General features: G+C 68.6%; 10 protein-coding genes. 6 read left to right on the forward strand and 4 right to left on the reverse strand.

What is annotated here, in order from left to right:
* The first annotated feature begins 1,039 nt into the window (after positions 1 to 1,039).
* Entirely contained in the window at positions 1,040 to 2,419 is a 1,380-nt protein-coding gene (locus BW730_RS15120) for a glycosyltransferase family 87 protein (RefSeq protein WP_077686990.1), read from the forward strand.
* A gap of 21 nt (positions 2,420 to 2,440) precedes the next feature.
* Here BW730_RS15120 and BW730_RS15125 read toward each other — a convergent pair whose 3' ends face one another.
* Positions 2,441 to 2,941: a mycothiol transferase gene (locus BW730_RS15125; protein WP_077686991.1), complete on the reverse strand. Its 501-nt coding sequence runs from the start codon at positions 2,939 to 2,941 to the stop codon at positions 2,441 to 2,443.
* Positions 2,942 to 3,006: 65 nt separating this feature from the next.
* Here BW730_RS15125 and BW730_RS15130 point away from each other — a divergent pair, with 65 nt between their 5' ends.
* The gene (locus BW730_RS15130) at positions 3,007 to 3,399 is read left to right on the forward strand and encodes a hypothetical protein (protein ID WP_077686992.1); all 393 of its coding nucleotides are present in this window, start codon (positions 3,007 to 3,009) and stop codon (positions 3,397 to 3,399) included.
* Positions 3,400 to 3,425: 26 nt separating this feature from the next.
* Positions 3,426 to 3,968 carry a DinB family protein gene (locus tag BW730_RS15135; RefSeq protein ID WP_077686993.1) on the forward strand — a complete coding sequence of 181 codons (543 nt, stop codon included), beginning with the start codon at positions 3,426 to 3,428 and terminating at the stop codon, positions 3,966 to 3,968.
* A gap of 267 nt (positions 3,969 to 4,235) precedes the next feature.
* Here the strand turns inward: BW730_RS15135 and BW730_RS15140 are convergent, their stop codons facing one another.
* Together BW730_RS15140 and BW730_RS15145 are read right to left on the reverse strand one after the other, a co-directional pair.
* Positions 4,236 to 5,261 (reverse strand): alanine racemase, encoded by a 1,026-nt coding sequence (locus BW730_RS15140; RefSeq protein WP_077686994.1) that lies wholly within the window; start codon positions 5,259 to 5,261, stop codon positions 4,236 to 4,238.
* A gap of 2 nt (positions 5,262 to 5,263) precedes the next feature.
* The gene (locus BW730_RS15145) at positions 5,264 to 6,391 is read right to left on the reverse strand and encodes a lipid II:glycine glycyltransferase FemX (protein WP_077686995.1); all 1,128 of its coding nucleotides are present in this window, start codon (positions 6,389 to 6,391) and stop codon (positions 5,264 to 5,266) included.
* A gap of 291 nt (positions 6,392 to 6,682) precedes the next feature.
* On the opposite strand from BW730_RS15145, the gene BW730_RS15150 reads away from it, so the two are divergent.
* The 3 genes from BW730_RS15150 (at position 6,683) to BW730_RS15160 (ending at position 9,830) form a co-directional block, all read left to right on the forward strand.
* Positions 6,683 to 7,972: a glycosyltransferase 87 family protein gene (locus tag BW730_RS15150; protein WP_077686996.1), complete on the forward strand. Its 1,290-nt coding sequence runs from the start codon at positions 6,683 to 6,685 to the stop codon at positions 7,970 to 7,972.
* An 18-nt stretch (positions 7,973 to 7,990) separates the two neighbouring features.
* Positions 7,991 to 8,362, forward strand: coding sequence for an FKBP-type peptidyl-prolyl cis-trans isomerase (locus BW730_RS15155; protein WP_077686997.1), 372 nt, complete (start codon positions 7,991 to 7,993; stop codon positions 8,360 to 8,362).
* Positions 8,363 to 8,669: 307 nt separating this feature from the next.
* Positions 8,670 to 9,830: a M23 family metallopeptidase gene (locus BW730_RS15160; protein ID WP_077686998.1), complete on the forward strand. Its 1,161-nt coding sequence runs from the start codon at positions 8,670 to 8,672 to the stop codon at positions 9,828 to 9,830.
* A 616-nt stretch (positions 9,831 to 10,446) separates the two neighbouring features.
* Here BW730_RS15160 and BW730_RS15165 read toward each other — a convergent pair.
* The gene (locus BW730_RS15165) at positions 10,447 to 12,897 is read right to left on the reverse strand and encodes a sodium-translocating pyrophosphatase (RefSeq protein ID WP_226997235.1); all 2,451 of its coding nucleotides are present in this window, start codon (positions 12,895 to 12,897) and stop codon (positions 10,447 to 10,449) included.
* Positions 12,898 to 12,956: the final 59 nt, after the last annotated feature.

Below are 12,956 nucleotides of genomic sequence, written 5' to 3' on the forward strand. Positions count from 1 at the left end.
GCGCCCTGGCGTTCGGACGTCTCGACAGGCTCGACGAACGGATCTGAAGCCGGACTCGTGGTGGGTTGCGGACGTCTCGACAAGCTCGACGAACGGACCGTGTCCGTTCCCTGAGCAGGGCGCCTGCGCCCGTGTCGAAGGGTCCGGGTTGCTTGTCGGACGGCTCGCTGGACGCGATCGGACGCCTCGACAGGCTCGGCGAACGGTTCTGGAGCCGACGGTGGTGGGTTTCGGACGTCTCGACAAGCTCGACGAGCGGACCGTGTCCGTTCCCTGAGCAGGGCGCCTGCGCCCGTGTCGAAGGGTCCGGGGTGCGTGGCTTGTCGGTCGGCTTGGTGGACGCGACGGACGTCTCGATAGGCTCGGCGAACGGTTCTGGAGCCGACGGTGGTGGGTTTCGGACGTCTCGACAAGCTCGACGAGCGGACCGTGTCCGTTCCCTGAGCAGGGCGCCTGCGCCCGTGTCGAAGGGTCCGGGGTGCGTTGCGTGTCGGTCGGCTCGGTGGACGCGATGGACGTCTCGACAGGCTCGGCGAACGGTTCTGGAGCCGGACTCGTTGTGGGTTTCGGACGTCTCGACAAGCTCGACGAACGGACCGTGTCCGTTCCCTGAGCAGGGCGCCTGCGCCCGTGTCGAAGGGTCCGGGGTGCGTTGCTTGTCGGTCGGCTGGGTGGACGCGATGGACGTCTCGACAGGCTCGGCGAACGGATGTGCAGCCGGACGGTGGTGGGTTGCGGACGTCTCGACAAGCTCGCCGAGCGGACCCTGGCCGGACGGGCTCCGCCCACGCGATCGGACGTCTCGACAAGCTCGACGAACGGGCCGAGAGTCAGGCTGAATGCCCGGAGCGGTTCCCTTGAGGCTCGGTCGTGTCCGTTCCCTGAGCAGGGCGCCTGCGCCCGTGTCGAAGGGTCCGAAACCTTCAGAGCCGACGCCCACGCGACCTCACACCGCACCAGTTCGCCGAGCAAACGAAGAGCCAGGCTCGCCGACTCCCGTTGGCACGGAGTGCCGCGGCCCCGCGGCTAAGGTGAGGGCGTGGACAACGCGTTGCACCCGCGCCTCGGCGGGCCCATGGGCAGGCACGCCCGCAAGCGCGGATTCTGGTTCGGCCCCGCCCCGGCCGTCGCGTTCACCGCGGCCGCCTTGTTCACGCTGCTGTTCCTTCGCCACGTCCCATGCCTCCAGAGCTACGACGACAACCCGATCAACGCCTACATCCGGATCTGCTACTCGGACATCCAGACGACCTACCTGAGCCAGGGGTTCGGCGAGGGCGTCTCCCCGTTGGGTGCCGACTACATGGCCTTCCCGCCGTTGGTCGCCGTCGCGGTCCTGCTGACCAGGCAACTCGCCTCCGGCCTGTTCGGGGCGCAGGTCGCGCCCGGCGTCGACCTGCAGACCCAGATCGACTCCAGCCTGGCCTTCTTCGCGCTCACCACCGTCGGGCTCTTCTTCTGTTTCCTCGTCGCCTGCCTCACGCTGGCCTACCTCGGCAGGAGGCGCGACGGACGCCTCTCCTGGGACGCGATGCTGCTCGCCGCCTCACCGGTGGTGTTCGCGTCGGGCCTGATCTCCTGGGAGTTCCTCCCGATCGCGCTGTCGCTGCTTGGGCTGCTGCAGTTTGCGCAGCGCCGCACGATCGAGGGCGGGATCCTGATCGGCATCGCCGCCTGTGCGGGCACCATGCCGATCGCCATCGCGCTCGCCGTCGTGGTCGCCTCCGGGCTGCGCGCCGGGCGGCGGGCGGCGCTGCGGTTCGCGGTGCCAGCGGTGGTCACCTTCGCCCTGGTGCACCTTCCGCTGCTGATCGACAACTTCGACCGCGTCTACGGCTTCTACCACCAGGAGATCAACAAGCCGACCGGTTACGGCTCGCTGTGGTACTTTCTATCGCTGATCGGCGTCAACGTCCGCGACGCCGGGTCGCTCGGCTTCATGCTGCTGATGATCTTCCTCGGCGTCCTGATCGCCTACCTCTACGTGAGTGGGCGCCGGCCGCGGGTCGGTTCGCTGATCGCGGTCGTCGTCTTCGCGACGGCGCTGCTCGGGCCGGCATATCCGCCCCAGACCGGGCTGTGGCTGCTCGTCGCGCTGATCCTCAGCCGCCCCTACCGCCGCGAACTGATCGCGTTCACGGTGACGGAGGTCGGCTACTACCTCGCGATCTGGGGTTGGCTTGGCGGGGCCCTCACCACCAACCAGTCGGGGCCTTACCTGCTGTACTGGCTGGCGATCCTGGCCAGGTCCGCCGTGCATCTGTGGATCGTGATCGCGTCGCTGCGCGACTGCCTCGACCCGGTGCGCGATCCCATGCGATCGCCCGACGTCCCGGACCCGATCGGCGGCGCCCTCAACACCGCGGAGGTACTCCCGCCCACCGGCGAACCGCTCGCCACCTCACCCGCGCCCGCCTGAGGCCCCTCCGACTCTCCCGAATCAGTCGTCGAGGGTCGCGCGGATCAGGTCCGCGTGCCCGAGGTGGCGCGCGTACTCGGCGATCAGGCGCAGCAGTGCCCACCGCAGGCTGACCCGTCCTCCCGCCAGCGCGAGGGGCTGTCCGAGCGCGTCCGGGCGGTGCTCAACCTGGCCGTCGATGATCCAGTCGCTGACCCGGACGGCGGACCGCCAGCGCTCCCTCACCTCCGAGGGGGACTCGCCAGCCCGGAGCTTCCAACCGTGGTCGCCGTCGGGATCCCAGTGTGGCGCCAGGTAGGGCTCGCGGGTGTCGCGGCGACCGAACCAGTGGTCCTCGACGAAGGCGAGATGGCTCAGCAGGCTGGCGAGCGTGATGTCCGTCGTCGGCGTCCCGGCGAGGAGTTGGGCATCGCTGAGGTCGGCCGTTACCCGCTCCACCTCGTCACGCAGATGGGCCAGGCTGCCGAGCAGCACCTGCAGTTCGCTGCCGGTGAGCCGCCGATACTCAGCTGATGGGTCCATCGCGACACGGTAACCGCTGTGTCGGCTCACCCAGGCAATGCCGGGCTGACGATAGCCTTTGCGCCATGACGGGCAGGAAGCGCACCTCGATGGCGGACATCTTGGCGGAGGCGAAGCGGCACCCACGCGTGGAGGCGGTCGTGCCGCTGGTGCCGGGGCAGCGCAACGAGGTCGACGAACTGAGCACCCCGGACGGCGTCCGGATGCAACCGGCCTTCGACGAGATCGACGGCGAGACGGCGCGTCGCGAGGTCGAGGCCGGGGCGCTGGTCGTGTGGGGAGGCTGCGGATGCGGGCCGACCGACTGCGGCGAACTGGAATGGCCCGATCCGGCGCTGGTCCGGGGCGCGACGCCGACGATCGGGCGAGACGGAGGCTGGCTCTCGCTGTGGACGGCGGGGCAGACCCGGGTCGTGTTCGTGCACGGAAGTGTCACCTGGGGCGGGTACGCGCCCTGAGCCGCGGCGAGGGCTAGCGTTGGGTCATGACTCAGATCACCGTGGATGAGCAGGGCCGGCCCGAGCCGCCGGCGATCGCCGACGAGCCGGATACGCTGCTCGGCTTCCTGAACTTCCTCCGGGCGACCATCGCCTGGAAGACCGACGGCCTCACCGACGAGCAACTGAGCGTGAGCCTGCCGCCGTCGACCATGACGCTCGGCGGGCTGCTCAGCCATCTGGCCTACGCGGAGAACTTCTGGTTCAACTCCACGATCGGTCGCAAGGAACCCATCGAACCGTTCCTCAGCGCCGACTGGGAGGCCGACCGGGACTACGACTGGACGAGCGCCTCCGAGCGCACCGGCGACGAGTTGCGCGCGCTGTGGAAGCGCTCGATCGAGCATTCGACGAAGCTGATCGACGGCCTGCTGGAGTACCAGCCGGGAGCGATGGAGGCGGCGCACGGACCCGAGGGCCGCAGGGTCAGCCTCCGCTGGGTGCTGACCCACATGATCGAGGAGTACGCCCGCCACGCCGGCCACGCCGACCTGATCCGCGAGAGAATCGACGGCCTCGTAGGCGAGTAGGCGCTGGTCGAGCCATGAAGGTCGCGGAGCGGACTTCATCGGTCGAAACCCCTGTGGTTCCGCTGGTTGAGCCATGAAGGTCGCGGAGCGGCCTTCATCGGTCGAAACCTCGTGAGATGGCGCACGGACTCAGCCTCGGGCTCGGTTCCTGAGCGCCGCGGTGCAGGCCATGCGGTTGAGCGAGGGTTGGTTTCGACGCGCTGCGCCGCTTCGCGGCTTTGCCCGGCTCAACCAGCGGCAGTCGCGGCTCAACCGGCGGTGGCCGGGTCAGGCCCGGTGGATCTCGTCGGTCAGCACCGTCGTCATGCGCGTCGTCACCGGGACCTCGTCGCCGACCCGCGCCAGCGGATCGGGGCCGGGCACGAAGATCATCGACGAGTGCATGTGCGGCGGTTCGGCGAACGAACGCTTCTTGCCGCCCACCTCATACGGCGACAGCGTCCGACCCGTCGCGTCGAGGATGCCCTGCGCGACCGTCACGCCGCGCTGGCGCAGCGTCCGCTGCGGAACCGGGGCCGCGAGCGCGACCCCGTGTGCGGTGCCGCCCGAGATGATCAGGATGAACCCGTCCTTCGCGGCGCCGTGCTGGTGGTAGCCCAGCGGCTGTCCCTTCTTGATGGGATGCACGTCGAGGACGGTCGCGGTCGTGCGGTAGGAGCCCTTGTCGCCGAGCCAGAGCCGCGTGCCGACCCGCATGTGGGTCTCGACGTCGAGTTCGTCGTGCAGCGCCCGGTAGTCCGACGCGCTCAGGTGCGACACCCAGATCGGCCCCGTCCTGACTGCCAGCCCCGCGGTCGCAAGGGTGCGGGCGTCGGACAGCGAGCCGTTGGCGGGCAGATGGATCGTCCACCCCTCGAACCGCAACGCGTCGAGGTCGGCTGGGTTGACCTGGCTCGGCTGCAGGCCGTGCCGGTGCATCGCCGTCTCGATCTCGACGAGCACCCGCGTACCTGCGTGGTCACGGGCCAGCGCGGCAAGGTCCTCGGGGCGCGAGACCGTGACGATCACCGACGGGTCGCCGAGTTGCCCAGTTGCGACCGCGTCGAAGGGGCGCCACGGGTTCAGCACGACGATGTCGCCGTCCCAGCCGCCCGCGCGGACGGCGTCGACCTCCTGGGCGATGCCGACGGCGATCGTCGTCAGCCCTAGACGCCGGGCCTGGTCGGCCAGCAGTTCGAGGCCGAAGCCGTACCCGTTGCCCTTGGCGACCGGCACGAGGCCCGGCACCTGGTCGAGCAGGTCGCGCTGGTGCTTCTCCCAGCGCGCGTCGTCGATGGTGAGCGTCAGCGGCATGGTCAGCGCTTCTTCAGGTAGAGGTCGAAGGCGAAGTACAGCGGCTTGTTGATCGCGTAGTCCCATTCGCCGAGGTAGGCGACGGCCTCACCGCCGGTGCCGACCTTGAACTGGATCAGGCCGATCTCCGGGTCGTCGGCCCCGACGCCCTCGGTGATGCCGCGCAGGTCGTAGACGGCGCAGCCCGCGTCGTTGGCGTCGCGGATCATCTGCCACTGGATGGCGTTGGAGCCGCGCACCTCGCGCTTGGCGTTGGTCGAGGCGCCGTAGGAGTACCAGGCGTGCTCGCCGACCTGCACCATCGTCGTCGCGGCGACCAGGTCGCCGTCGTGCTCGGAGAGGTACAGCTTCATCCGCTGGGGGTTCTCGGCGTTCAGCGCGTCCCACATCGTCTCGAAGTAGCCGAGCGAGCGACCCGTGAATCCGTCGCGCTCGGCGGTCTCGAGGTAGATGCGGTGGAAGTCGGCCAGTTCGTCGCGCGACCCGGTGCGGACGGTGACGCCCTCCTTGGTCGCCTTCTTGATGTTGCGGCGCCACAACTGGTTCATGCCCTTGAGGAGTTCGTCCTCGGTCTTCTGGGTGCCGTCGGCGTGCCGCAGGGGGAGTTGGAAGTTGAACATCGGCTGACCCGCCGCGAAGCCGTGACCCGTCTCGTCGGTCACCCAGCCCTCGTGCAGCAGTTCGTTGCGCAGTCGGGTCGCGACGTTGGCTGTCTCGTCGGGCGTGACCTCCGACAGGCGCGTCACGTTCTCGTCGGCGATGGCGGCCTTGATGGTGACGGGGGACCAACGCCGGTGGACGATGGTCGGGCCGATCCGCACGGCGAACGCCTTGCGGGACTTGGCGTGGGCGATCAGGGCGGACAGGTGCTCGTCGATGTCGGTGCGCGCCCAGTCGAGGACGGGGCCCTCCGGCAGGTAGGCAAGGTAGCGCTTCAGCTTGGGCAACTGGCGGTACAGGACGAGCCCGACCCCCGTCAGGACGTCGCCGTCGAAGAAGCCGATCGACTCGGCGCGCCACTCCGCCTTGACCTTCGACCAGGCGGGGGTCTGCAGGAACGACGCCGATCCGCGCTCCTCGATGAAGGCGAGGTGCTGCTCGGCTGAGATGGGTCGACAGGTGATGCTCACCCCCACAGGCTACCGGGCGGACCCGATCCGGGGTCATTCCGCAGGGCGGGTCGACGGCGGTGGCGCGCGGGGGAGTCGGGCCCGATGAGCAGGCCCGTGCCGTCGCCGCGTCCTGATGACGGGGACGGGCGGGAGCGTGGCCGGGGACGCGGTTGAGCAGTTTCGGGTGTTCGTTGCTGGTGTTATCGCTAGCACGTGGCGCGCAGGCCTACGAGTTGCGGATGCTGCTCAACGCCAGAGCCCAGCCACCGCCGAGTCGGCCGGAGGGGGCGGCGATGCGAGAATGGCCGCATGCAGAACTCGACCGACACCAGGGCGCGGGCCGCGGAGATCGCGGGCAAGGTCCTCGACAACTGGGTCTTCCGGGCCGTCGCGATGGCGGCCGTCGGCGTCGGCGCGTTCCTGCTGCTCTACGGCGTGCCGGGGCTCGAGGAGTTCTGGATGGCCAAGCGCGGCGCCAACGTGTACCGCACCGATCTCGACGTGTACCGACTCGGCGGCCAGGTGCTGCTCCAGGGCGGCGACCTCTACGGCAGGCTCCCCGACATCGAACTCGGCGCGAACCTGCCCTTCACGTACCCGCCCATCGCGGCGATCCTGTTCGCCCCGCTCGCAATGATGCCGCTCAAGGTCGCCTCCGCGCTGTTCACCGTCGTGTCGATCCTCGCGTTCGGCGTTGCGACCTGGCTTGTCGGGCGCGAGGTCAGCGGCCTCAGCGGAGCCAGGGCCGCCTGGTTCGGCGTCGCCCTCACCGGCGCCTTCATGTGGATCGGGCCGATGCGCGAGACCATCTGGTTCGGCCAGATCAACAACGTCCTGATGTGCCTCGTGGTCATCGACCTGCTCGCGCTCCGTGGCCGAAAGGCGCAGGGCTGCCTGATCGGCCTCGCGATGGCCATCAAGCTCACCCCCGCCGTCTTCCTCGCCTACTTCCTGATGCGCAAGGACTGGCGCGCGCTGGTCGTCGGGATCGTCTCCGCGCTCCTCTACACCGCCATCGGCTTCGCCGTCACCTGGCGCGACTCCGTCAACTACTGGACCGACGCGCTGCTCTCTGCTGATCGGGTCGGCAACCTGGCCTACCTCGCGAACCAGTCGATCAACGGCCTGATCCGACGGCTGATCCTCGACGACCGGGCGGCCAGCCTGGTCTGGTTCGCATCGTGCGCCGTCATCGGGCTCGGCCTGCTGTGGTTGCTCTGGCGCCTCTTCAAGGTCGGCCTCGACGCGGCCGCCATGGTCACGATGGCCCTGTACGCGCTGCTCGCCTCGCCCGTGAGTTGGTCGCACCACTGGGTGTGGTGCGTGCCCGCGATCCTGGTGCTCGCCTTCCTCGGGCGGACCCGCGGCCCCGTGGTCGGCTGGATCGGCGCGGCGGTCGCCGCCCTCGGCCTGTGGGTCTTCTACTCGCGCATCATCTGGGAGCAGCCCATCGTCGACTCCGGCGTCGTCGAGTGGAACGGGGCCCAGCAGATCCTCGGCAACGCGCAGACGCTGTGGGCCTTCCTCGCGCTTGCGGCCCTCGTCGTCGCCGCGGTGTTGCCGTCCCGTGAGCCCTCGGCGCGGGGCGTCGCCGGGTAAGGTCGTCCCATGACCAATATGAACGAGAAGCCCGAGGTTGATTTCCCCGAGGGCGAGGCGCCCGCCGAGCTCGTCATCGACGACATCGTCGTCGGCGACGGCCAGGAGGCCAAGGCCGGGGATGTCGCCCACGTGCACTACGTCGGTGTTGCCTTCAGTTCCGGCGAGGAGTTCGACTCCTCCTGGAACCGTGGCGCCGCGCTGTCCTTCCCGCTCGGTGGCGGCCGCGTCATCCAGGGCTGGGACCAGGGCATCCAGGGCATGAAGGTCGGCGGACGCCGCAAGCTGACGATCCCTCCGCACCTCGCTTATGGCGACCGCGGCGCTCCTGGCGCGATCGCGGGCGGCGAGACGCTGATCTTCGTCTGCGACCTGGTCGGGCTCAACTGACCCACCGACAACCACTCCGAGGGGCCGCGCCATTAAGGCGCGGCCCCTCGTCCGTTCTGCCGGCGCCCGACACTCGCCAACCTGTGATTAACCTGAGAGATGTCCTCAGAATGTGAGCGCGGATCGCGCTCAAGGTGCGTCGTTCAGGCGTGGTTTCCTGTGAGTTGGCCCTCCCTGGAGTTTGAAAAGTGTCTGAGAAAGTCTCAGACTGGCGGGGCATCCAACACCAAGGAGACACAGTGAACACCAACTCCATCCAGCCGCGAAGGGCGCTCGACTACACACCGCCGAGCGAGCCCGGGACCTGGTGGCGCAAGGCAACTGTGAGCCTGGCCGCGGCGACGATCGGCTTGGCAGGGCTCGGGGTAAGCACCGCGTCCGCCGACGACAGCGCCCCCGTGACTGCATCACATTCGACCTCCGCCGACCGCGGCTCCGACTCCGGCGAGGGCTCCCAGAAGTCCTCGAGCGACAAGGGTTCGGGCGACACCGGCTCCGCCGACAACGGCAAGGGCGACTCGACCTCTGGGTCCGACAACTCCGGGGAACCGACTCCGGCGGCGGGTCCGGCCAAGAGTCGAACGGCGGCGACGCGAGCGACGGCACCTCCGCAGGCTCCGATTCGACGGGCTCCGATTCGACGGGCTCCGATTCGACCGGCTCGGACGAGCAGGCAGGCGACGGCGGTTCGGGCGACTCCGACTCGAACCCCTCGAACACCCCGTCCGAGGACCCGACTCCCGCTCCGTCCGCGGCTCCGACGCCCGCCCCCTCGCAGACCCCGACGGCCAAGCCGACCGAGCAGGCCAAGCCCGAGGCGGTCAAGCCGTCCAAGACTTCGACCAGCTCGAAGTCCTCGAAGGACGACGACGAGTCGACCTCCCGCAAGAGCACGACCAGGCATCACTCCTCGTCGCGGCACGACTCCTCGTCCTCGAGCGAGCGGAGCGGTAGCGGAGATCGCGACTACTCGACCTCCTCGACGTCGGCCTCCTCGTCGTCCTCGTCGACGGCGACCGTCGCGGCAACCACGAGCAACCTCGCCGTCGACGGCGCGTCCCTGCCGCTGGCCAAGGGCACCTACCGCCTGAGCGCCCAGTTCGGTGCGACCGGATCCTGGTCGCGCTACCACACGGGCATGGACTTCTCTGCCCCGACGGGCACCCCCGTCTTCGCGGTCGTTGACGGCACGGTCGTCGAGTCGAGCGCCGGGGGCTGGGCGGGCACGCACGTCATCATCGAGGCGGCCGACGGCTCCCACACGCTCTACGCGCACCTGAGCGCCAAGACGGTGACCCCCGGCACCAAGGTGACCGCAGGCCAGCAGATCGGGAAGGTCGGCGAGACCGGCCGCGCCTTCGGCGCCCACCTGCACTTCGAGTACTACACGCCCGGCACCCGCCCCGGCGACGTGTACTCGGCCTCCAACCCGGCCGCCTTCCTCAAGGAACTCGGCCTCACCCTCTGAGCGACCAACGCTCGTTCCCGGTACCGACGCCCCGCGGCTTCCCCCCCTGGCCGCGGGGCGTCGCCGCGCCGTGTGGGGGTGCGGATGTCACGGGGTTTCGACCGATGAAGTCCGCGCTGCGCGTCCTTCATGGCTCAACCAGCGATCCGCCGGTTGAGCCGGGCAAAGCCGCGAAGCGGCGCAGCGCGCGTCGAAACCAGCCGCGCTCGACGGCATGGTCCGCACCGGTGCTCGCGCCGAGCCCGGGCCGTGAGGAAGGTCCCTGCGGGGCGTCGCGGGGTTTCGACCGATGAAGTCCGCTGCGCGCCCTTCATGGCTCAACCAGCGATCCGCCGGTTGAGCCGGGCAAAGCCGCGAAGCGGCGCAGCGCGCGTCGAAACCAACCCGCGAATGGCCGCATGGCCTGCACCGTGGCGCTCCCGAGCGTGTGGAGGAGTCGCGGCGGATGTCGCGGGGTTTCGACCGATGAAGTCCGCTGCGCGTCCTTCATGGCTCAACCAGCGAAGACCGATGACGTCCGCTGCGCGCACTCATGGCTCAACCAGCTCAAACCCGACAAACGTCGAAGGGCGCCCCGTAGGAAATCTCCCACGGGACGCCCTTCGAGGCTTGTTTGCTACGAGGCCTCGACGACCTCGATCTTGATGTCCTCCAACTCCTCGTTGATCCGCATCGAGTAGAAGGAGCGGTACACGAACACCATGGAGGCGAGCAGGAACACGGCGGCGAGTGCGCCGGTGAGCCCAACGCCTACCTCGTCGCGCAGCAGCACCGACAGTTCGACGGCCAGCAGGCCGAACAGCGTCGTGAACTTGATGACTGGGTTCAACGCCACCGATGAGGTGTCCTTGTACGGGTCGCCGACGGTGTCGCCGACGATCGTCGCCTCGTGCAGCGCCGTGCCCTTGGCGGCCAGGTCGACCTCCACCAGCTTCTTCGCGTTATCCCAGGCGCCGCCCGCGTTGGCCATGAAGATGGCCTGGTACAGGCCGAACAGGGCCATCGCGATCAGGTAGCCGATGAAGAAGAACGGCTCGACGAAGGCGAACGCCAGCGTCGCGAAGAACACGCCGAGGAAGATGTTGAACATGCCCTTCTGCGCGTACTTGGTGCAGATCGCCACCACCTTCGAGGAGTCCTCGTCGCTGGCCCGCTTCGCGTCGCTGTCCAGGTCGATGTTCGCGCCGATGAACTCGACCGCGCGGTAGGCGCCGGTCGTGACGGCCTGGATGGAGGCGCCGGTGAACCAGTAGATCACCGCGCCGCCCACAAGCAGGCCGAGCAGGAACGGGGCGTGCAGCAGCGACAGGTTCTCCACGTCGTGCTGCAGGCCCTCGGTGAGGCCCATCATGATCGAGAAGATCATCGTGGTCGCGCCGACGACGGCAGTGCCGATCAGCACCGGCTTCGCGGTGGCCTTGAAGGTGTTGCCCGCGCCGTCGTTGGCCTCGAGGAGGTACTTGGCCCTCTCGAAGTCCGGGCGACGCCCGAACTCCTTCTCCAGTTCGTCCTCGACGCCCTCCTCCTCGATGGTGGAAAGCTCGAACACCGACTGGGCGTTGTCTGTGACGGGGCCGTAACTGTCGACGGCGATCGTGACGGGCCCCATGCCGAGGAAGCCGAACGCGACAAGGCCGAACGCGAACACTGCGGGGGCGAGCATGAACTCCCCGAGGCCAAGCGTCGACATCCAGTAGGCGACGGCCATCAGGCCGGTGATCGCCATCCCGAGCCAGTAGGCGGAGAAGTTGCCTGCGACCAGGCCCGAGAGGATGTCGAGCGAGGGGCCACCCTTGTTGGACGACACCACGACCTCGCGCGTGTGGCGCGACTTGGTGCTGGTGAAGACCTTGACCAGTTCCGGAATCAGCGCGCCCGCGAGCGTGCCGCAACTGATGATCATCGACAGCTTCCACCAGAGGCCGTCCGGCATGTCGGAGATGAGCAGCGCCGAGGTGCCGAACGTCAGGGCGATGCAGACGACGGAGGTGATCCACACGAGCGAGGTGAGGGGCTTCTCGAAGTCCATCTCGTCGGCGTTCGCGTAGCGGGAGCGGCTGATGGCCGCGTTCAGGAAGTACGAGATGCCGGATGCGATCACCATGACGGCGCGGATCACGAACAGCCACACGAGCAGTTGGATCTGCATCGTCTGCTCAGGGACGCCGAGCAGGATGAAGGTGATCAGCGCGACGCCCGTCACGCCGTAGGTCTCGAAACCGTCGGCCGAGGGGCCGACCGAGTCGCCTGCGTTGTCGCCGGTGCAGTCGGCGATCACTCCGGGGTTGCGCGCGTCGTCCTCCTTGATGTGGAGGACGATCTTCATCAGGTCGGCGCCGATGTCGGCGATCTTGGTGAAGATGCCACCTGCGATGCGGAGGGCGGAGGCGCCGAGCGACTCGCCGATGGCGAACCCGATGAAGCAGGCTCCCGCGATCTCACCCGGCAGGAACACCATGATGATCAGCATCATGGCCAACTCGACGGAGATCAGGACCATGCCGATGCTCATGCCGGAGCGAAGCGGGATGTCGTGGAGCGGGTGCGGCTTGCCGCCGATCGCGGCGTGCGCGGTGCGGGAGTTCGCCAGCGTGTTGACGCGGATGCCGTACCAGGCGACGGCGTAGGAGCCGCCCATGCCGATCAGCGAGAAGCCGATCACGATGGCGGTCTTGCCGATGCCGAAGCCGAGCGACAGGTAGTAGAGGACGATGATGGCGGCGATGAAGGCCCACAGCAGGAGCAGGAAGCGGCCCTGCTGCAGCAGGTAGGTCTTGCAGGTGGTGTAGATGAGTTCCGAGATCTCCCGCATCGCCTTGTGCGCGGGCATCTTCTTCAGTTGGGTGTAGGTGAGCACCCCGAAGCCGAGGCCGAGGGCGCACACGATCAGCCCGAGGCTGAGCAACACGTCACCCGGCATGCCGAGGAACTTCACGCTGCCGAGATCGGGCAACTGCAGGTTCGCCTCGCCGCCGACGTGGGGTTCCCCGCCGCCGCCTCCGGCGCATCCTGCCAGGAGCAGTACAAGGGGCGCCGCCAAGGCGGCCCCTGCTCTGCTGGGTGTCAGCCTGCTGCGAATTGGTCCAGCTATCTCCACGTCGATCACATCTCCTGTGAACAGGTAAA

This window comes from Tessaracoccus aquimaris (assembly GCF_001997345.1).
Classification (GTDB): Bacteria; Actinomycetota; Actinomycetes; order Propionibacteriales; family Propionibacteriaceae; genus Arachnia; species Arachnia aquimaris.

Bases quoted from the DNA above. Each gene is read 5' to 3' on its own strand.
- BW730_RS15125 (WP_077686991.1), bottom strand. From the start codon at position 2,941: ATGGACCCATCAGCTGAGTATCGGCGGCTCACCGGCAGCGAACTGCAG.
- BW730_RS15130 (WP_077686992.1), top strand. From the start codon at position 3,007: ATGACGGGCAGGAAGCGCACCTCGATGGCGGACATCTTGGCGGAGGCG.
- BW730_RS15150 (WP_077686996.1), top strand. From the start codon at position 6,683: ATGCAGAACTCGACCGACACCAGGGCGCGGGCCGCGGAGATCGCGGGC.
- BW730_RS15155 (WP_077686997.1), top strand. From the start codon at position 7,991: ATGAACGAGAAGCCCGAGGTTGATTTCCCCGAGGGCGAGGCGCCCGCC.
- BW730_RS15140 (WP_077686994.1), bottom strand. From the start codon at position 5,261: ATGCCGCTGACGCTCACCATCGACGACGCGCGCTGGGAGAAGCACCAG.
- BW730_RS15135 (WP_077686993.1), top strand. From the start codon at position 3,426: ATGACTCAGATCACCGTGGATGAGCAGGGCCGGCCCGAGCCGCCGGCG.